16 protein-coding genes are annotated in these 18,523 nt (G+C 66.6%); 11 read left to right on the top strand and 5 right to left on the bottom strand.

The window, feature by feature from the left end; genetic code table 11:
* Positions 1-28: 28 nt before the first annotated feature.
* The 3 genes from ACP4XC_RS06005 to ACP4XC_RS05995 are packed head-to-tail and all read right to left on the bottom strand — an operon-like array spanning position 29 to position 5,563.
* The gene (locus ACP4XC_RS06005; protein WP_427173944.1) at positions 29-1,666 is read right to left on the bottom strand and encodes a DUF5719 family protein; all 1,638 of its coding nucleotides are present in this window, start codon (positions 1,664-1,666) and stop codon (positions 29-31) included.
* Positions 1,659-4,988 carry a glycosyltransferase family 2 protein gene (locus tag ACP4XC_RS06000; protein WP_427173943.1) on the bottom strand — a complete coding sequence of 1,110 codons (3,330 nt, stop codon included), beginning with the start codon at positions 4,986-4,988 and terminating at the stop codon, positions 1,659-1,661. Before ACP4XC_RS06000 ends, ACP4XC_RS06005 begins: the two co-directional genes overlap by 8 nt.
* Before the next feature lie 29 nt (positions 4,989-5,017).
* The gene (locus ACP4XC_RS05995) at positions 5,018-5,563 is read right to left on the bottom strand and encodes a WhiB family transcriptional regulator (RefSeq protein WP_427173942.1); all 546 of its coding nucleotides are present in this window, start codon (positions 5,561-5,563) and stop codon (positions 5,018-5,020) included.
* Between the two features lie 366 nt (positions 5,564-5,929).
* Here ACP4XC_RS05995 and ACP4XC_RS05990 point away from each other — a divergent pair, with 366 nt between their 5' ends.
* Positions 5,930-6,631, top strand: a complete 702-nt coding sequence (locus tag ACP4XC_RS05990; RefSeq protein ID WP_427173941.1) for a TIGR03089 family protein — start codon at positions 5,930-5,932, stop codon at positions 6,629-6,631.
* Positions 6,632-6,667: 36 nt separating this feature from the next.
* Here the strand turns inward: ACP4XC_RS05990 and ACP4XC_RS05985 are convergent, their stop codons facing one another.
* Entirely contained in the window at positions 6,668-7,246 is a 579-nt protein-coding gene (locus ACP4XC_RS05985; RefSeq protein ID WP_427173940.1) for a GtrA family protein, read from the bottom strand.
* A 217-nt stretch (positions 7,247-7,463) separates the two neighbouring features.
* Here ACP4XC_RS05985 and ACP4XC_RS05980 point away from each other — a divergent pair, with 217 nt between their 5' ends.
* The 9 genes from ACP4XC_RS05980 to ACP4XC_RS05940 all read left to right on the top strand — a co-directional run bounded on the left by ACP4XC_RS05980 (position 7,464) and on the right by ACP4XC_RS05940 (position 16,506).
* The gene (locus ACP4XC_RS05980) at positions 7,464-8,660 is read left to right on the top strand and encodes a 5-(carboxyamino)imidazole ribonucleotide synthase (RefSeq protein WP_427173939.1); all 1,197 of its coding nucleotides are present in this window, start codon (positions 7,464-7,466) and stop codon (positions 8,658-8,660) included.
* On the top strand, positions 8,657-9,250 hold the full coding sequence (gene purE, locus ACP4XC_RS05975) for a 5-(carboxyamino)imidazole ribonucleotide mutase (protein ID WP_427173938.1): 594 nt from the start codon (positions 8,657-8,659) through the stop codon (positions 9,248-9,250). Before ACP4XC_RS05980 ends, purE begins: the two co-directional genes overlap by 4 nt.
* A gap of 10 nt (positions 9,251-9,260) precedes the next feature.
* Positions 9,261-10,895, top strand: coding sequence for an LCP family protein (locus ACP4XC_RS05970; RefSeq protein ID WP_427173937.1), 1,635 nt, complete (start codon positions 9,261-9,263; stop codon positions 10,893-10,895).
* 74 nt (positions 10,896-10,969) lie between these two features.
* Positions 10,970-12,220 (top strand): mannose-6-phosphate isomerase, class I, encoded by a 1,251-nt coding sequence (manA, locus tag ACP4XC_RS05965; RefSeq protein WP_427173936.1) that lies wholly within the window; start codon positions 10,970-10,972, stop codon positions 12,218-12,220.
* Positions 12,221-12,224: 4 nt separating this feature from the next.
* Positions 12,225-13,172: a lipid II:glycine glycyltransferase FemX gene (locus tag ACP4XC_RS05960; RefSeq protein ID WP_427173935.1), complete on the top strand. Its 948-nt coding sequence runs from the start codon at positions 12,225-12,227 to the stop codon at positions 13,170-13,172.
* Positions 13,173-13,376: 204 nt separating this feature from the next.
* Positions 13,377-13,721 (top strand): hypothetical protein, encoded by a 345-nt coding sequence (locus tag ACP4XC_RS05955; RefSeq protein WP_427173933.1) that lies wholly within the window; start codon positions 13,377-13,379, stop codon positions 13,719-13,721.
* Positions 13,722-13,771: 50 nt separating this feature from the next.
* Complete coding sequence (istA, locus tag ACP4XC_RS05950) at positions 13,772-15,004, top strand: IS21 family transposase (RefSeq protein WP_427170600.1); 1,233 nt, start codon at positions 13,772-13,774, stop codon at positions 15,002-15,004.
* Entirely contained in the window at positions 15,001-15,789 is a 789-nt protein-coding gene (istB, locus tag ACP4XC_RS05945; RefSeq protein WP_427173932.1) for an IS21-like element helper ATPase IstB, read from the top strand. Before istA ends, istB begins: the two co-directional genes overlap by 4 nt.
* Positions 15,790-15,867: 78 nt before the next feature.
* Positions 15,868-16,506, top strand: coding sequence for an endonuclease domain-containing protein (locus tag ACP4XC_RS05940; protein WP_427173931.1), 639 nt, complete (start codon positions 15,868-15,870; stop codon positions 16,504-16,506).
* Positions 16,507-16,613: 107 nt separating this feature from the next.
* Here the strand turns inward: ACP4XC_RS05940 and glpX are convergent, their stop codons facing one another.
* The gene (gene glpX, locus ACP4XC_RS05935) at positions 16,614-17,636 is read right to left on the bottom strand and encodes a class II fructose-bisphosphatase (protein WP_427175030.1); all 1,023 of its coding nucleotides are present in this window, start codon (positions 17,634-17,636) and stop codon (positions 16,614-16,616) included.
* Between the two features lie 191 nt (positions 17,637-17,827).
* On the opposite strand from glpX, the gene ACP4XC_RS05930 reads away from it, so the two are divergent.
* The gene (locus ACP4XC_RS05930) at positions 17,828-18,523 is read left to right on the top strand and encodes a DUF4245 domain-containing protein (protein WP_427173930.1); all 696 of its coding nucleotides are present in this window, start codon (positions 17,828-17,830) and stop codon (positions 18,521-18,523) included.

Raw genomic sequence — 18,523 nt, 5'->3', positions numbered from 1 at the left:
TGCAGCCGACCGCTGCGGAGCGCTGCCGCTAGTAGCTCAGCGTCACCGGAACTTGTTCCTGGCCGTCGGCGCCCGGTTCAACAGCCACGGTGGAGACGTCATCGCTGCCCGTTTTCTGAAGCAGGACGGCGCCGTACGCCGCGCCGCCGGATGCCGAGACCACGTAGCCCAGAACCGGGGATCCTTCCACGTCGTTCGGTACTTTGACCACCGACGTTGTTCCCCCACCAATATCCAAGGATCCGGCTTTCCGGACTGTTCCGTCCGCGGTGACCGGGGTGTAAGTGATTTTGGCCCGGTCATCGGGCGCACCGAAGACGAGATACCGCTCGCCGTCCCGGGGGACGGCCACCACGTGCTGGCTGCCGAGCCTGGCCGATGCCGGCGACCACGCGAAATCCACCGCGTTCTCGGCTTTGACACCACGCGTGACCCGAACGGCAGCGGCGAACGAGACGTCGGAACTGGCCGCCACCGTGTAATGGCCTGCGGGGACTCCCACCAGCGGGACTTCGGTCACGGAGCCGCCCTTGGCGGTCACCACTCCCCCGCCGGGCAGCGCCTTCTGCCCGTCGCGTCCGTACAGCTTGATTTCCACCACTGCGTCGGCCGGTCCCGGAACCGCGATCTGGAGGGCGGCGCCGGCGTCGGCGAAGCCCTGCTTGGAGATGACCGCCTTGACGGAGGCCGACTCCTGGATGTCGATGCCGGACATCACCTGCCGGGTAGCCGGCGCGGCCCCCGGCGAGATGAAGTCGACGCCGCCCGGGGTCAGCCCGCGAAGAACGCTTTGCTGAATGACCGCCGCCACGGGGCCCCCGGCGCTGCGGGCGTGGACACTCAACTGGTTCTGTCCCGGAGCGAGGCCGGCCAGGATGATGGACCGGGTGGTCCCCGGGGCAACCAGAAGACCCCTGCTGCCGGGAGCCTGGATCTGGCCCTTGGCGCCGAACAGGTCCAGGCTTACGGTGGCCGGGGTGCTTGACGCGTTGCTGAGCTGGAGAATGGCGGTGCGGCCCAGCGAGGTGTTGGCGCCCACCAGCCACAGATCATTCGAGGGCTGCTGGCACCCGGCGGCGGCAGAGCCCCTCAGGTCCCCGTCGGTGGCGCTGTAGTTCATAAGTCCGGCCGCCGCGGCTTGCTGGTTCCCGGTCGCATCAGCGCTCAGGACACTTACGTCATCCACGGCGCGCTGGGGCAGCACCCCGGCCCGCAAGGCGGGAGGTCCTGCCGCCGGCGTGGCCGTTCCCGGATTCTTGGCGATCTCGGCGATCGGATCGCCTTTCAGTGCCGCCAGGCGGCTGCCGGGAACCACTCCCGCGTTCGTGCTGAGCACGGCGGCGTTGACGAGGCTTTTCGCCGTCGCGGACTCGGGGCTGAACTGCGGGTCGGTTCCCACAGGTGTGCCTTCCAGGAGGCGGGCAGGGCCGGGGCAGATGCCCACCGTGCTGCCGGCCGGGACGGTGGCAAGCGGCGCGTCGAGTGGCCGGCTACTGACGGGCCGGGGCGCCAGCGTGGCGGCAGCGACCAGCCCGCCGGCCGCCGCCACGATGGCCACCGCCGAAATCATTCCAGCCACCAGGCCGCCACGGGACAGCCTGCCGCGGCTGGCCCCGGCGGCGTCGCGCCCGGGTTCCCGCGGGCCGTCGTTCTCTTCCTTATGCATGCTGATGTTCCTTACGCAGGGAGCCTTCGTCCCGGGAGAGCCCCGTATTCGGCCGTCGGGCGGGCATGGGAAGCGCCAGCAGCACAGTCAGTCCGATGACCACGGCCTGGGCGATTTCCGCCCAGGGCGCCCACGGGCTTTCGAAGCGGATGGTCAAGTGGCCGGGCTGTGCGGGCAGGGTGAAGGCCTGTGCCCAGCCGGACGTGGTCGAGGTCAGCCGACGACCGTCCACCCAGGCAGTCCAGCCCGGGTCCGCCCGCTCGGCCAGCACTACGAGCCTGCCTTCGGGGCCGGCCGGCACGTCGGTATCCACAGTGTCGAGTCCGGATGGCAGCAGCCCGATCGCAGCGCCGGTTCCGTCAACGATCCGGGCACGGTGCGCGACGTCGGCGGCCTTGATGGCCGGCTGGTTCAGCGGGGTGGTGCGCCACAGCCACCCCGTGTCCGTGCGCCCCACACTGACGAGGCCCGGCACGGCGTCCATCCGGCTGGCTGTTAACTGGGCAGCGGTGTCCGCGGCCCGGAGAACCACAAAGCCGGCGCCCAGCCGCTCAAGTTCGGGGCGCGGATCAACCCCTTGGCCGGCCACCACGGTGGCCACCACGCCACGCAGCGTCGCAGTGACCTCGTCATCGTCCTTGAGCGTTTCTTCCCCCGGCTCGCCCATGATGTTCCGGGCGGCCGCAATGGTGGACAGCCCGTCCAAGGTGGTGCCGGCGCCCCGCATCAGCGAGGCGTCATAGTTTCCGTTCTCGCCCGCTGTGATCAGGAGCGTGCGGGTCTGTTCCGGCCCCTCGCCACGGTCGATGGCAGTGGCCGGAAGGGTGCGCGCCGTAGTGGGCTGGATCAGGCGCGGGGTCCCCAATGGATTCGAACCGGCTACCGCGGGCGCCCCGGCCGAAGCGCCCTGCAGCAGGTTCTGGGCGGTCCACGCGGCCATACTCGCCAGCGGTCCCGCCAACAGAAGGGCGGTGGCCAGCAGCGCCGCGGACCGCACCGCCATTTTGCGTCCCGTCGCTCCTGCCACCGCTCTTTCGGAGATGCGCAGCAGGTTGTCGGCGCCCAGCAGCGCCGCACCGAGAAGGGCGAAGCCGGCGGCTGAAACAGCGGGCCCGGTGAACGGCGCCACGAGGGTGTCGGCACTGGCGCCCGTGGCAACGTGGCCGGTCAGCCAGCCGGAGATGAGCATGATGAGGGCCGCAACCCAGAGCGCGCGGGCCACCCGGGTGCGTTTTCCGGGAACAAACAGTGCCGAGGCGGCCATAAGGACGGCCGGTGCCCCCACCAGGCATGCCAGGATGAGCGCCCAGGGCACGGGCGAGCTGCCGAATGCCGGGAGCCCGGAGAGGCCGGCTCCGGCGTCGAAGTCAAGGGGTTGGCCAAGCAACTGCTGCCACATGGGCGCGGCATTGAAGCCAAGCGGGAGGCCAGGATCGGCCAGCAAGGCGCGGGGACGGTCAAGGACGGATAATCCGAAAGGAACAAAGAGCACCGCGCTTGGCAGCAGGGCCCACCACACGGTGCGCCCGCGCCGGCCGAGTAGCAAGCCGCACAGCACAACCACTATCACTGATGGCGCCAACAGCGACGGGGCGGCGGATCCCACAACGGCCATCGCCAGGCCGCCAGCGGCGGCTGCCGTCCATGACGGTGTTCCATTCACCCCCGGCTTGGCCGGCGGCTCCTCGGTGAAACTTCTCTCACCTGGCTCGGGCGCGGCGAACCGGCCATGGCCCCGTGCGGTGCCCGTGGCGCGAATCAGCGCAAGAACCAGCAGCGGGATCATGATGTGCGCAATCAGGGCGCCGGCGCGGCCTTGGTTGAGGGCAACCTGCAGCGCCGGGGCGCTCCCCCACACCAGGGCGGCCGCCAACCGGAACCGCCGCCGCGTCGTCAGGGCGCCCGACGCGAACCATGCTGTCACGGCGGACAGGGGCATGGCCAGAAGCAACAGCCAGGCCAGTGCGCTGTTCGCATCACCGCCGCCTGAGAGCCCCAGTACCCACAGCACGAAGGCGAACGGATCGCCGTGGCCGGGGAGTCCGGCGCCCAGGCCGATCCACCAGCTCGTGGCATGGTGCCAGATGTCCGCCACACGCGAGGACGCCGGGAGCAGCGCGCCGCCGGTGACAGCCTCTGCGCGGAAGAGGCCGAACAGTCCGATCAGCGAGGCAAGCGCGGTGAGGAACACGGCAAGCAGGGCGCCGTTCCCCACCCAGCCGCGCTCGGAAGTGGTCAGTGCGGCGAAGTCGTCGGCCGAGTCCCCGCTGGGTTGTTCGGCCAGTGGATCGCTTCGGGCGGCATCAGGGGAGGAGTCCTCGGCCCCCAGGGCTTCCATCAGCGAGCGGCGGTGGGCCCAAACTTCGCGTCTCGAGGTTTGGAGCCCCTTGATAACGGTACGGCGGATCCGTCGCGTCCGGGCGGCCTCACGTCGTCCGCGGAAGATAGCGCCGGGCCTGGCCAGGGCCACCAATGTGGAGACCAGCTGCGCGAGCCCGTGACCGGGGTCCTTCACCACAATGCTGAGGACCAGTTTGAAGAGGCTCCCGAGCAGGGCGCCGACCGCATGCAGGGGAACGTTCCACCACGCTGTGTGCTTGAGCCGCAAATGCACTTGGGCCTTACGCGCCGCGCTGGCGCTTCCAAGTGCATGGGGCCGGCGCGCCACGTGGAACATGCGGGCGCTGGGCACCACTACCACACGGTGGCCCGCCAAGCGGTTCCGCCAGCAGAAATCGACGTCGTCGCCGGTTCCAGGCAGTGCGGGGTCGAACCCGCCCAGCTCTTCCCAGACATCACGGCGCACCAGCATGCCCGCGGAATTGACGGCAAAGGTGTCGCTGCGTCCGTCGTACTGGCCCTGGTCCAGTTCGTCTGCCTCGATCAGGGTGAGACGCTCAGCCCAGCGGCTCGTGGAAAGTCCCACGTCAATCAGGCGCCGCGAGGAATTCCAGTCCAGCTGCTTGCAGCCAGCCACTGTCACTGACGGCGCGCGCTCCACCGCGCGCAGCAGTTCAGCGAGCGCTTCAGGCCCAGGCGCGGCGTCATCGTGGAGGAGCCAGATCCATTCGGCGGTTGCCTGCCCCCGGTCCGGGTTCCATGGCGCCAGGGCGGAAAGTCCGGCTTTGACGGCATCCCCCATGCCGCTTCTGCCTTGGTTGAAAGTGGTGACGTGTGTCCTGCCGAACGCCTCTTCGAGCAAGGCCAGCGAGTTGTCACGGGAACCGGTGTCCACCCCGATCAGCGAGTCCGCCGGCCTGGTCTGTGCCGACAACGCCGCCAGGGTCCTGGGGAGATAGGCACCGCCGTCGTGGGAGACCACGACGGCGGTGACGTGTACTACTTCAAGAATTAGACTGCTCGCTTCCTCAGCCGACGGCGTTCACGCTCGGAGAGGCCGCCCCAAATGCCAAAGCGTTCGTCGTTGGACAGCGCGTACTCCAGGCACTGCGAGCGCACATTGCATGCTGCGCAGACCTTTTTCGCGTCGCGGGTGGATCCGCCCTTTTCAGGGAAGAATGCCTCCGGGTCCGTCTGCGCGCACAATGCGTCAGTCTGCCACCCGAGTTCGCCTTCGTCATCGAAGTCCTGCTCAAAGGGAAGCCCGATCCATACCGGCTGCGCGGTGGTGTCCGCATGAAGGGTCCGCAGTTCCATCGGAGGATCGTGCAGATCGCCGTCATCATCCGGATTCCCGGCCAGGAGCGCCTCATGCGCCGCCAGGAAGGCAGTGGCCTGGTCCTGCAGTAAATCACTGGTGCTCTGGTTGTACCGCTCCGCGGCCTCCGGATCGGCCGGATCCACATACCAATCGCTCGGTACCCCCCGTGAACGATACTTCGCCGAGGCCTGACCGGCCACGACCGCATCTTCATGGATTCGCTCAGCTTGCCCCATGGCGTCCCCCTCTTGGTGTTGCTGCCGTGCTTTAAGACCAGGCCACTCGGTTGTGTGGACCATATTTTGCGCAACGGCTTTCGATAACTAATTACACGTGTGTAAGTAGTGGGGAGTCAAGCGGTAGCCGGGATAATAATCAATTCCCGGCGCGATGGGCCGCCGCGCCACGCCCGGATTTTTTCAGCCGTAAGGCGACAAGGCCCAAAAATCCACAGCATACTGACTAGTTTTGGTGGCTTTTCCCTAAAATCCGGGCTAACCTGCCCTTCCGCCATAATTCGCCCAGCAAAGTTACTTAGTCAGGTGTGTTGGAGATCACACCGCGCAAAAGCCCTCATCATGCAGCCGTGGCAAGATATTGCCATGAGCATCCCGGCGATTCAACTGATGAGCACCCTGCGCTCCGGCCAGTCCACCTCCCCCCGACTCACTTGGTACGGACCGGATTCGGAGAGAGTGGAGCTCTCCGGCCGTGTGCTGGACAACTGGGTGGCCAAAACCAGCAATCTGCTCCAGGACGAACTGGACGCCGAACCCGGGACGCGGCTGCGGCTTGATCTGCCGGCTCACTGGAAATCGATGATCCTAGCCCTGGCAGCCTGGCAGCTTGGAATGGAGGTTGTCCTTGGTTCCGGGGAGGCGCAGGTGCTGGCCACCGACGAGCCCGGCAACAGCGCCCCCGCAGAGTACGACGCCGTGATGGCAGTGCCGCTGCCCGCCCTGGCCATGCGGTGGCCCGGATCGCTGCCGCCCGGCGTGGTGGACTACGCGGCGGAGGTGCGCTCCCACGGCGACGTTTATATGGCTCACACGGACCCGGATGCGTCGGGGCCTGCCGTGGTCACATCCGCCGGAACCGCGCTCCCCCACTCGGATCTCCTGACGGGCTTCGCGGCCGCACACGATGCCGGGGTCAGACTGCTCATCCAGGCTGGCGACGGACTTGAGGCGGCCCTGAGGGAATCCCTCGGGGCATGGAACAGCGACGGTTCCGTGGTACTCGTGCATCCCGCCGTCGATGTAACGGAAAAGCTCCTCAACGACGAACGCGTGCAGGGCAAATAGCCCAGCACGCGCTGCGTCGGTCCCGGCTCAGTGCATCTACTTGCGGGACGGGCCGGGCAGGTCCGGATCCCTCACTTCCACATCGGCTTCGGGGACCTGGACGGCATGCCGCGCGCCGTCATGGTGATGGACCTCGATGATCTCGTGGTCATGCGAGAACTCCGGCTCTTCGTCCAGCTCCTTGTTGAAGACCAGGAACCGGTACGCGAAGAACCGGACCACGGTGGCAACGAGGATTCCCACGACACCTGCGAGGAACAGCATGTTCTTGTCGGTGATGCCGAAGTAGTACTTGGCGAGCGCGGTGAAACCGGTGGAGATGCCGATCCCGATGCCGTTGATCAGCACGAACATCACAAACTCGCGCACAACGTTGTCCTGGCGGCGGTGACGGAAAGTCCAGAACCGGTTGGCGATCCACGAGAAGACGGTGGCAACGGTGGCCCCGACGAACCGGGCCTTGGCCTCGCTGTCCGTCATGGGTCCGTGCATCAGGTAGTACGTCAGGCCGTTGTCGATAACGAACGCGACGCCGCCGACCGCACCGAACTTCGCCACCTCGCGCCAGAAAAGCGAGGCAAGTCCCCGGATGCGTTCTGCAAGTGTGTTAATCATGACCCTCCATGGCCGTTTGAATCTTGGGGCCACAGGGCCAAGTCCCCATTTTAGCCCGGAATCCTGATAGCGGCCCAAGAGCGGGGGCCCCCGGGAGTGCCCACGCCCGCTGCGGAGCCCTCGCGGACCCCGGCGCAGGAGGACGACATGAAGTGGATTCCGCCCCGGAACAGTGTGAAAGCGCCGATCCGGCGCGCTCTTCTGTAGGCTGGCTGTTGTGACTTTTCCTGTAATCGGCGTGGTTGGCGGCGGCCAACTCGCTCGTATGATGGCCCCTGCCGCAACCGCCCTCGGCTTCGAACTGCGCGTCTTGGCTGAAGGCGAAGACGTTTCCGCGGTCTCGGCAGTCCCCACCTCGCCCGTGGGTGACTATCGGGATCTGGACGCCCTCCTGGAGTTCTCCCAAGGCCTGGACGTGATGACGTTTGATCATGAGCACGTCCCCACGGAACACCTGCGCGTCCTCCAGGCCGCCGGCGTCAATGTCCAGCCCGGACCGGACGCGCTCGTCAATGCCCAGGACAAACTGGTGATGAGGGCCGCGATCGACCGGCTGGAGTTGCCAAACCCCACGTGGGCCTCCGTTGAGGACGTCGAGGCTCTGGTTGCATTCGGTGAACAGACCGGCTGGCCCGTGGTGTTGAAGATGCCGCGGGGCGGCTACGACGGCAAGGGTGTGCGGATCGTCGATTCCCCCGAAGAGGCGCGCCAGACGACTGAATGGTTCGAAGCCATGGCTCCCCTGCTGGCGGAGGCGAAGGTTGATTTCAGCCGGGAGCTCTCGGCCCTCGTGGCGCGGACCCCGGACGGAGAGTCCCGTGCGTGGCCGGTGGTGCACACCATCCAGGTTGATGGTGTCTGCGACGAAGTCATCGCACCTGCCCAAGACATCCCCCTGGAGGTGGCCGCGGCCGCCGAGGACGCCGCTGTCCGCATTGCCAACGAGCTTGGCGTCACGGGCGTGATGGCAGTGGAGATGTTTGAAACGCCCGGGGTAGGTGCCGGGTTCCTGATCAATGAACTGGCCATGCGACCGCACAACACCGGACACTGGACGCAGGACGGCTCGGTCACGAGCCAGTTCGAACAGCACCTCCGGGCGGTCCTCAATCTTCCCCTTGGCGCCACGGACGTCCTTGGCCCCATCGTGGTCATGAAGAATTTCCTTGGCGGTGACAACCAGGAGCTGTTCTCGGCCTACCCCATGGCCATGGCCAGCGAGCCTGCCGCAAAGATTCATTGCTACGGCAAGGAGGTCCGGCCCGGCCGAAAGATCGGGCACGTGAACCTCGTTGGCGCGTCGGCCGCCGACGTCGACTCGGTCCGGCAGCGGGCCACTACAGTTGCCAACATCATCCGCGACGGCCGGGCCCCCGCCCGGCCGGGACCCGGGAACTCCGAGGAGCACTCATGAGCACACGCCCCACGCCCATCCACGCGCCGGACACCGGTTCCGCCGCCCCGCTGGTGGGACTGGTGATGGGGTCCGATTCGGACTGGCCCGTCATGGAGGCCGCTGCGGACGCCCTTGCGGAGTTCGGCATCCCTTTCGAGGCGGACGTTGTCTCTGCCCACCGCATGCCCCTGGAAATGATCCGCTATGGCCAGACCGCCCACGAGCGGGGGCTGCGCGTGATCATCGCCGGGGCTGGCGGAGCCGCACACCTGCCCGGCATGCTCGCTTCCGTGACTCCGCTGCCTGTTATCGGTGTCCCCGTTCCGCTCAAGACGCTTGACGGCATGGATTCCCTGCTCTCCATCGTTCAAATGCCTGCCGGGGTTCCGGTGGCCACAGTTTCCATCGGCGGCGCGCGGAATGCCGGCCTGCTCGCGGTCCGGATGCTGGCCGCCGGCACAGATGACCTCGCCGGCCGCCTCCGCGCGGATCTGCTCGAGTTCGCCCAAGAGCTCAACGACGTCGCCACCCGGAAGGGCGCGAACCTGCGGCAAAAGGTCAGCGAAGTGTTCTCCGACGGCAACGTCGTACTCCGGAGCAGCCGTTAGGAATCATCAGATGTCCATGACCCCTTTACGCCCGCCGGTGTCCGGCCAGGCTTCCACGGACCCCGTCCGTAACCCGGCAGGCGCCAGCGCTCCCGTGCGGACCAAGCGCGCATTCGTCCTCTTGCTGATGACCCTGCTGGTCCCGGGCAGCGCACAAATTGTGGCCGGGGACCGGAAGCTTGGTCGGATCGCGCTGCGCGTGACCTTCAGCGTCTGGGCATTGGTGGTCCTGGCGGCCCTCCTGTTGATCGTCAACCGGACGCTGCTGATCGGCATTCTGGCCAATCAGGCGGCATCGCTGCTCATCGTTGTTCTCCTGGTCGCGTTGGCCCTTGGCTGGGCGGCCCTGTTCGTCAACACGCTCCGGCTGATCCGCCCTGTCCTGCTGGCACCGGGAATGCGTCCCGTGGTGGTGGTCTCACTGGTCCTGGCCATGGTGCTCAGCAGCGGCACCCTCGGATACGCCGCCTACTTGCTGAACGTCGGCCGGAATGCCATCGGCAGCATCTTCAGCGCGGGGCCGGCGATCGATCCGGTCGATGGCCGGTACAACTTCCTCATGATGGGCGGCGACGCCGGGGCCGACCGCACCGGGCGCCGTCCCGACAGCCTTTCGGTGCTGAGCGTGGACGCCAGCAGCGGCAGGACCGCCATCATCTCTGTGCCCCGAAACCTGCAGAATGCGCGTTTCAGCGACGACTCACCGATGCGGAAAATCTACCCGGACGGCTACAACTGCGGTGATGAGTGCTTAATCAACGCCATCAACACCGAGGTCACAGACAAGCACAAGGACCTCTATCCCGGCGTGGAGGACCCCGGCGCCCAGGCGACCCTCGAAGCCGTCTCCGGGACCCTGGGAATCAAGGTCCAGGCCTACGTCCTAGTGGATATGGACGGTTTCGCCAAACTCATTGACGCCATGGGAGGCATCCGGATCAGGGCCGGCGGCTGGGTGCCGTTGAGCGGGGATATGGTGGATGAGGCCCGCGGAATCCACGGGATGCCCACCGGGTGGATCCCGGCCGGAGACCAGAAACTCGATGGCTACCATGCCCTCTGGTATGGCCGCTCGCGGGAGTTCGTGGACGACTACGCCCGCATCCAACGCCAGCAGTGCGTCCAGCAGGCCATGCTCAAGCAGTTGGACCCCGCCACGCTCCTGGCCAAGTTCGAGGACATAGCGAACGCCGGCACCAAGGTGGTGGAGTCCAACATCTCCGCCAGCCAGCTGGGAAGCTTCGTGGACCTTGCGGTGAAGGCCAAGGGCCAGAACGTGAGCCGCCTGACCATCGGACCGCCGGACTTTGATGCCTCGTTCTCCACAGTTCCGGACTTCGACCAGATCCACGACCGCGTGGCCAAGCTCCTGGCTGCCCAATCGTCGAAGAGCGCAGGGGCCGCCGACGACGTTCTCCTGCAGCCCGGAACTGCCGCCAGCCGGCTGTCGGCAGGAGCCGTGCCGGCGCCGCTTACCAAGCCGTCGCCGTCGCCGTCGTCCGGTTCAACTGATTTCACTCCCGTGACCACCACGCCCGAGGGCGCGCCCATCACGGAAGAGATGCTGAACCAGTTCAAGCGCGAGGGCAACGAGCAGGCCATCCGCGATCTGGTGGCCACTAACGGCCAGTGCGCCCCGCTCTAACAGCCCTCACTCCCCCGAGCACCTCCGCCAGCAGCGCAGCACTAGGCTGCAGCAACGAGACAAGGACACCCGGCGTGTACGAAATCCAGAATGTCCTCAGGCCTTATGCCTGGGGGTCCACCACCGCTATCGCGGAGCTTCTCGGCAGGCCCGCATCCGGCGGCCCTGAAGCCGAACTGTGGATCGGCGCCCATCCGGATTCACCGTCACTGGCGTCCATTCCAGACGGCGGCCAGCTCCCGCTCGATGCCCTGATCGCATCCGACCCCGAGCACCATTTGGGCTCCCCCAGCGTGGAAGTGTTCGGGCCGCGCCTGCCGTTCCTGCTCAAGGTGCTGGCAGCCGAGAGTCCCTTGTCCCTGCAGGTGCACCCCACGCTGGAGCAGGCGCGTGCCGGCTACGCACGCGAGGAGGCCGCCGGCATCGACCGGTCCGCGGCGGAGCGGAACTACAAGGACGACAACCACAAGCCCGAAATGATCTTTGCGCTGACGCCCTTCGAGGCCCTCTGCGGTTTCCGGCCCGCGGCGGCTTCGCGCGCGCTCTTTGAGCACCTCGCCGCGTCCATGGCGGAGATCTCCGGCGAGGTTCCGCCGGTGTTCCTGGATGTGATCCGTGACCTGTCGGGGCCTGTGGAGCAAGATGCCCTAAAAGCGGCGTTCACCCGCCTCATCGGCGGCGGCCACGCCGTATCGCACGCGGTACGCGAGCTCGTGGCGGTGATCAATGCCGGTCTGCCCGTGGGTCAGTATCAGACCGAACTCGCCACGGTGGTGAGCCTGCACGGCCACTACCCCGGGGATCCAGGGATCCTGATTTCGCTGCTCCTGAACCGGATTTCACTCGCCCCTGGCGAGGCTGTCTACCTTCCGGCCGGCAACGTCCACGCCTACCTGCACGGACTGGGGATTGAGGTGATGGCTTCCTCCGACAACGTGCTCCGTGGCGGCCTGACGCCGAAATTCGTGGACGTGCCTGAGTTGCTGCAGACCATCGCCTTCGAGTCGGTGGGAGTGCCGATGCTCCGGGCCGAAACCTCCGTTCTGGGCCAGGAGCTCTACCGTCCGCCGTTCCGGGAGTTCCAGCTGCAGCGGATCGAGCTGCAGCCAGGGTCTGAACCTGTGCCCGTCACGCAGTCCGGGGCAGCGCTCATCCTGGTGGTGTCCGGCTCCGTGCTGCTGGATTCGCCGCGGGGCGACCTTCAGCTGGACCGCGGTGCCAGTGCGTTCCTGCCTGCCGCGGAGGCACCGGTCAACGTCCATCCGGTGTCAGGCGCGGCGGAACCCGCCCTGGCCTTTGCCGTAACCACCGCCGTGGAGGCCTAGGACCGTGGAGTACTTCCTGCAGACCCCCCAGTGGGGCCAGTTCCAGCGTTCCTTGGGGCGCACCGTGCACGAGGAATCGGGGCCGGGCTGGCATTTCCTGGCCATTGAGGAAAAGAATCCCGCCGGCAAGGTCCTTTACGCCCCCTACGGTCCGGTGGCCGAGTCCCTGCAGGCGTTCGACGCCGCTCTGGCGGCTCTGTCGGCACTGGCACGAAAGTGCGGGGCCGCGTTTGTCCGGATCGAGCCGGTGAGCGCCGGATTCGAAACGGCGGAGGCCGATTCCTTGCTGCGAAGCCGCGGTTTGCGTCCCGCCCCAACAAGCCAGCAGCCGGAACTGAGCTGGATCGTGGACTTGGACCAGGACTTCAAGGACGTCCTCGCGGCCATGAAGCCGGTCAACCGCAACCTGTACCGGAACATTCACAAAAAGGATGTGACCTTCCGGTCATCCCAGGACCCGCAAGACATCCGTATCCTGCTGAACTTCCTGCACATGACGGCCAGACGGAGCGGCTTCAAACCGCAGAGCGATGAATACCTCACCCAGGTTGCCCGCTCCCTGATGCCCGCCGGCGCGGCCACCCTCTTCATCGCCGAGCGCCATGGGGGCCCGATCGCCGCAGCCCTGGTGTACGACTCTGCCGACACCCGGACCTATGCGCACGCTGCCTTGGACGATGCCCACCGGAAGCTCAGCGCGGGAATCCCTCTTGTGGTGACCCTCATGGCCGACGCCAAGGAAAGGGGCCTGAAGTTCGTGGACCTGTGGGGCGTGGCCCCCGAGGATCAGCCGGATCACAAATGGGCCGGGTTCACAGCGTTCAAGAAATCCTTTGGCGGCCGCGGAATCGCCTACCCGGGAACGTGGGACCTGCCGGTCAACAGGCTGCGGTACGGCGCCTACCAGGTGGCCCGCAAAGCGAGGGAAAAGCTCAGGACCCTCCGCTCCTGAAGCCCCTTTCCCCTCACCCCCTCAGCGCGAACGGACACTCCAGCCCCACCCCCTCAGCGCGAACGGACACTTCAGCCCCACCACCTCAGCGCGAACGGACACTTCAGCCCCACCCAGGGGTGCTCAACTGTCCGCTCGCGCTTGCCGGAGCAATTCACCTGTGGATAACGTCCCGGGCCTCTTGGGTGCGTTGCAGACTGGAGCATGCCCAGAAGTCCACTTCCGAAGGAACTGCTCGCCGGCTCGTTCACTTCCTGCGCCGCCAAGGCCTTCAGCGTGTCCCGAAGACGGCAGCGCGCTTCCGACGTCGTCATTCCCTCCCGCAGTATCCGAGTCCCCCTGGACGGGGCCGCCAGCACCGCGGCGATCCTGCGGGCCTACACGGACCTGGACAACGAGTCGGTCCTGACGCATCATTCGGGTGCGCGGATTTGGAAGCTGGGACTTCCGGCCTGGGCGCAGGAGGATTGGCGGATTCACGTTGCGCGCGGTCGTGCGGGAAGTAAGCCCCGGCGGGGAAACGTGGTGTCGGTGACGGTCGAAAAGTGAGCCATTCTGACGGTTGAAAACTGAGCCACCCGGTCCGAACGATTGGATGGGTGATCACAGTGGAAGATTGGGCACTGATACGGCGGTTGCATCTGGCCGAGGGTGAATCGATGAGGTCGATAGCGGCTCGGCTGGGTGTCTCGCGGAATACCATCGCGAAGGCGGTGGCGTCCGGGAGTCCGCCGAAGTATGAGCGGGCGGCCGGGGACTCCGCGATCCGGGCCATCGAGCCGAAGATCCGGGCGCTGTTGAAGGACAATCCCAGGATGCCGGCGACGGTGATCGCCGAGCGGGTGGGCTGGTCCGGTTCCCCGGCGTGGTTTCGGGAGAACGTGGCACGGATCCGCCCCGAGTACGCACCGGCGGATCCTGCCGACCGGATCAGTTACGAGCCCGGAGACCAGATCCAGTGCGACCTGGTGTTCCCGGAGGGAAGGATTCCCTGCGGGCCCGGCAGGGAGCGGGTGTTCCCCGTGCTCGTGATGGTCTGTTCACACTCGCGGTTCATCATGGCCCGGATGATTCCATCCCGCACTACCGGGGACCTGCTGGCGGGGATGTGGGAACTGCTGGAGGGCCTGGGCGCGGTGCCGCGGCGGCTGGTCTGGGACAACGAAACGGGCATCGGCCGCGGCCGCCGGCTTGCGGCCGGCGTCCCGGCGTTCGCCGGGGTCCTCGCGACCAGGATCGTGCAGCTCAAACCCTATGATCCGGAGAGCAAAGGCATCGTGGAGCGGGCCAACGGTTACCTGGAAACCTCCTTCCTGCCCGGCCGGACCTTCGCCTCCCCGGAGGATTTCAACGCCCAGCTCAGTGGATGGCTGCCCGGGGCGAACCGCCGGCTGGTCCGGAACACCGGAGGACGTCCTGCGGAGCTGATCGGCGCCGACCGGGCCGCGATGCTGGCGCTGCCGCCGGTGCCACCGCTGACGGGATTCTCCTCCCGGGTCCGTCTGCCCCGGGACTACTACGTCCGGGTCGCGTCCAACGACTACTCGGTGAACCCGCAGGCCATCGGACGTTTCGTGGAGGTCCATGCGGATCTGGAGACGGTGCGGATCAGTTTCGAGGGACGGGACGCCGGGATTCACCGGCGGTCCTGGGGCAGGGGCCAGACCATCACCGACCCGGCCCACGTCGAGGCGGCAAGGGTGCAACGGACAGCCTTCCAGAACGCCGCCGCGGCGCCGGAAGAATCCGGCCTGGACGCCGAGCTCCGCGATCTGGCCGACTACGACCGGGCGTTCGGTGTGGTCTTCGAAGACGGGCAGGTCCTCCCATGACCGGGGACAGGGAGATTTCCGGGCAGATCGAGTACTACGCCCGGGCCATGAAGGCACCGCGGATCCGCGAGTCAGCGGCCCGCCTGGCCGACCAGGCGCGCGAGGCCGGCTGGTCCCACGAGGAATACCTGGCCGCCGTGCTCTCCCGGGAAGTTGCGGCCAGGGAAGCCTCCGGCGCGGAAACCCGGGCCCGGGCTGCAGGATTCCCGGCCAGGAAGTCACTGGAGGACTTCAACTTCGACCACCAACCCGGGCTGAAACGGGAACTGATCGCCCACCTGGCGACCGGCGCGTTCCTGGCCGAGGCCTCCAACGTGGTGCTCCTGGGACCGCCAGGGACCGGGAAAACCCATCTGGCCACCGCGCTCGGCCTGCGGGCCACCCAGCTTGGCCACCGCGTCCTGTTCGCCACCGCAACAGGATGGGTGACCCGGCTGCAGGGCGCGCACCAGGCCGGCCGTCTGCCCTCAGAACTCATCCGGCTCCGGCGCTACGGTTTGATCATCGTCGACGAGGTCGGCTATATCCCGTTCGAACAGGACGCCGCGAACCTGTTCTTCCAGCTCGTGTCCTCACGCTATGAACATGCCTCGCTGATCCTGACCTCAAACCTGAGCTTCGCCCGCTGGGGCGATGTCTTCGGGGACCAGGTCGTCGCCTCCGCGATGATCGACCGCATCGTCCACCACGCTGAGGTCGTCACCCTCAAGGGCTCCAGTTACCGGCTCAGGAACCACCAGATCGAGTCCCTGCCCTCGACAAGACCGGAAAATACGGCAGAATAATTTCGTCAACGTGGCTCAGTTTTCACCCCACGAAACGGCTCACTTTTCGACCAGCACTGACACGTGGTCGGTCACCGCATGACCTTCCTTGCCGGAGAAGTGGTGATGCACGACGGCGTCCGGGTCACCTCGCCTGCCAGGACGTGGCTCGACCTGGCAGCAGCGCTATCCGTCGACGAACTGATCGCAGTTGGCGATTCCCTCGTCTGCGCCCACGATTGGACCTTCCCGCACCCCCGAACTGCTCTATGCACGCTTGAAGAGCTGCGAAAAATGGTTGGTGCCCACCCTGGTCTGCGCGGAATGAAAACCGCGCGGCTGGCGATGCCTGAGATCCGGGTAGGGTCCGATTCCCCACAGGAAACGAGGATGCGACTGACGCTGGCCCGTTCGGCCCTCGGCGAACCCGTACTGAACCACGTTCTTGCCAACGCCTGGGGACAAGCCGCGGTGTGGCCGGATGCCGCCTACCCACGGCACCGGATCGCGCTGCAGTACGACGGCGGCCACCACGCCGACCCGGACCAGGCGCACAGGGACGCCCGGCGCTGCGCCGTCACCGAACGCCTGGGCTGGCGGGAAGTCAGGGTTTTCAAGGAGGACCTCGACGGCGAGAAACCGTTTGTGCTCGAAAAGGTCCGGGCGGCCATCACGGCCCGCGCCGCAAAGAGCCCCGCCGCAACCAGCCTGCCCCCGGCGGAAGACGCCGTCGGCTGAACCGCACAGGACACATCGCCAGGCAAGGCAATCCCGAAACGGCTGAGGCCCCGAATCGCATGATTCAGGGCCTCAAGTGTCCGTTCGCGCTGAACGGCTTGCGCGTGCTAGCTCTTGCGGGCGTAGCCTTCCCACTTGCTTGCCTGGTGCTCGCCGTCCACGAAGCGGATGGTGCCCGACTTGGAGCGCATCACGATGGACTGGGTCAGAACCTTGTCCTTCGAGTAGCGCACGCCCTTGAGCAGGTCGCCGTCGGTGATTCCGGTGGCAGCGAAGTAGCAGTTGTCGCTGGAGACGAGGTCGTTGGTTGAGAGGACCCGGTCAAGGTCGTGGCCGGCGTCGATCGCCTTCTGCTTCTCGTCATCGCTCGTGGGCCACAGCCTGCCCTGGATCACGCCGCCCAGGGACTTGATGGCACATGCGGCCACGATGCCCTCGGGCGTTCCGCCGATGCCCATGAGCGCGTCAACACCGGTTCCCGAACGGGCCGCGGCAATGGCGCCGGCGACGTCGCCGTCCATGATGAACTTCGTGCGGGCGCCGGCCTCGCGGATTTCCTCGACGAGGGGGCGGTGGCGGTCGCGGTCAAGGATCATCACGTTCAGCTGGTTGACCTTCACGCCTTTCGCCTTGGCGATCAGGTGCAGGTTCTGCTTGACCGGCAAACGCAGGTCCACCATGTCCGCAGCTTCGGGCCCGGTGACGAGCTTTTCCATGTAGAACACAGCGGAGGGGTCGAACATCGAACCGCGTTCGGCCACGGCCAGCACGGCCAGGGCGTTATTGATGCCAAGGGCCGTCAGGCGGGTTCCGTCGATGGGGTCGACGGCGACGTCGCACTCCGGACCTGTGCCGTCGCCGACACGCTCCCCGTTGAAGAGCATCGGGGCCTCGTCCTTCTCGCCCTCGCCGATGACCACCACGCCGTTGAAGTGAACGGTCTGGAGGAAGGAGCGCATGGCGTCGACGGCGGCGCCGTCCGCCTTGTTCTTGTCTCCGAAGCCCACCCAGTGGCCGCCGGCGATGGCCGCGGCCTCGGTGACGCGCACCAGTTCAAGGGCAAGGTTGCGGTCCGGCTCGTCGATCCCTACTGCGAGCGACGGGGAAAGCGTGGAGTACTTCTGGGTCATGGACGCTGGTGACACGTGAACCTCTTCTTCGAGTGGCGATCATTGAACCCGCACGGCCGGAAAGTCCGTGGCGGTGATTCCTCTGGTACTGATCATAGTCGCGGGAGCATCCGAAGGTCATGGGATGACCACCCCGTGAACACGCTGTGACCTCACGTCCGAAAGCCGGCGAATGTGAGAACGGCGCTCACATGCGCGACTATAGAAGCGTGAGTGAAACGCAGGACAAGTCCACCCCAGAGACCCTCGGAGCCGGGACCGGCTCCCCCGGGGACACGGCCGCGGCTCCGGTCAAGCCCGTTATCCCCGCCGCTGCGGCGAAACGTGCCAACGCCTCGGTGATGGGGATGATCATTGCGCTGGTGGTGAGCATCGCCGCGTTCCTGCCCATCGTGCTGATGAACCCGTCCCCCAAGACCGACGGGTACCGGCCAAACGTCAATGTCAGCGCCGTGGCGCAGAACGCCACGGATGTGGCGGGATTCACACCGGTGGCGCCCGTAACGGGCGACACATTCCGCCCGAACTACGCCCGCTGGGAGTCCGGCACCGGCAGCGGAGTGCCCACGTGGGAGGTCGGCTACCTCACGCCAAAGGAATCCTTCATCGGCCTGGTCCAGACGGTCCGGTCAAATCCCACGTGGCTGCTCCAGCAGACCCACAACGCCCCTGTCACTGGCCGCCGGAGTGCCGGCGGTATGGACTGGGAGCTGCGGGACACCGGAAAGGGCGAAAAGAGCATGGTGCTCGTGTACCGGGGCAGCACCGTTGTGCTGACTGGGTCCGCACAACTGGACGAATTCACCACGCTCGCGGACGCCGTCGTGAAATCCCTGCAAAGTAACCCGGCCGCCTCGATTTCACCTTCTTCCACACCTTCACCGTAA

Origin of the sequence: Arthrobacter sp. 92 (genome assembly GCF_050260325.1) — a bacterium.
In the GTDB taxonomy this organism is placed as follows: domain Bacteria; phylum Actinomycetota; class Actinomycetes; order Actinomycetales; family Micrococcaceae; genus Arthrobacter.
The sequence above is the reverse complement of the archived record's forward strand: the minus strand, read 5'-3'. Positions and strand labels throughout refer to the sequence as shown.

Bases quoted from the DNA above. Each gene is read 5' to 3' on its own strand.
- purE (WP_427173938.1), top strand. From the start codon at position 8,657: ATGAGCACACGCCCCACGCCCATCCACGCGCCGGACACCGGTTCCGCC.
- ACP4XC_RS05985 (WP_427173940.1), bottom strand. From the start codon at position 7,246: ATGATTAACACACTTGCAGAACGCATCCGGGGACTTGCCTCGCTTTTC.
- istB (WP_427173932.1), top strand. From the start codon at position 15,001: ATGACCGGGGACAGGGAGATTTCCGGGCAGATCGAGTACTACGCCCGG.
- ACP4XC_RS05955 (WP_427173933.1), top strand. From the start codon at position 13,377: ATGCCCAGAAGTCCACTTCCGAAGGAACTGCTCGCCGGCTCGTTCACT.
- ACP4XC_RS05970 (WP_427173937.1), top strand. From the start codon at position 9,261: ATGTCCATGACCCCTTTACGCCCGCCGGTGTCCGGCCAGGCTTCCACG.
- ACP4XC_RS06005 (WP_427173944.1), bottom strand. From the start codon at position 1,666: ATGCATAAGGAAGAGAACGACGGCCCGCGGGAACCCGGGCGCGACGCC.
- ACP4XC_RS05930 (WP_427173930.1), top strand. From the start codon at position 17,828: ATGCGCGACTATAGAAGCGTGAGTGAAACGCAGGACAAGTCCACCCCA.
- ACP4XC_RS05990 (WP_427173941.1), top strand. From the start codon at position 5,930: ATGAGCATCCCGGCGATTCAACTGATGAGCACCCTGCGCTCCGGCCAG.
- glpX (WP_427175030.1), bottom strand. From the start codon at position 17,636: ATGACCCAGAAGTACTCCACGCTTTCCCCGTCGCTCGCAGTAGGGATC.
- ACP4XC_RS05940 (WP_427173931.1), top strand. From the start codon at position 15,868: ATGACCTTCCTTGCCGGAGAAGTGGTGATGCACGACGGCGTCCGGGTC.
- ACP4XC_RS05995 (WP_427173942.1), bottom strand. From the start codon at position 5,563: ATGGGGCAAGCTGAGCGAATCCATGAAGATGCGGTCGTGGCCGGTCAG.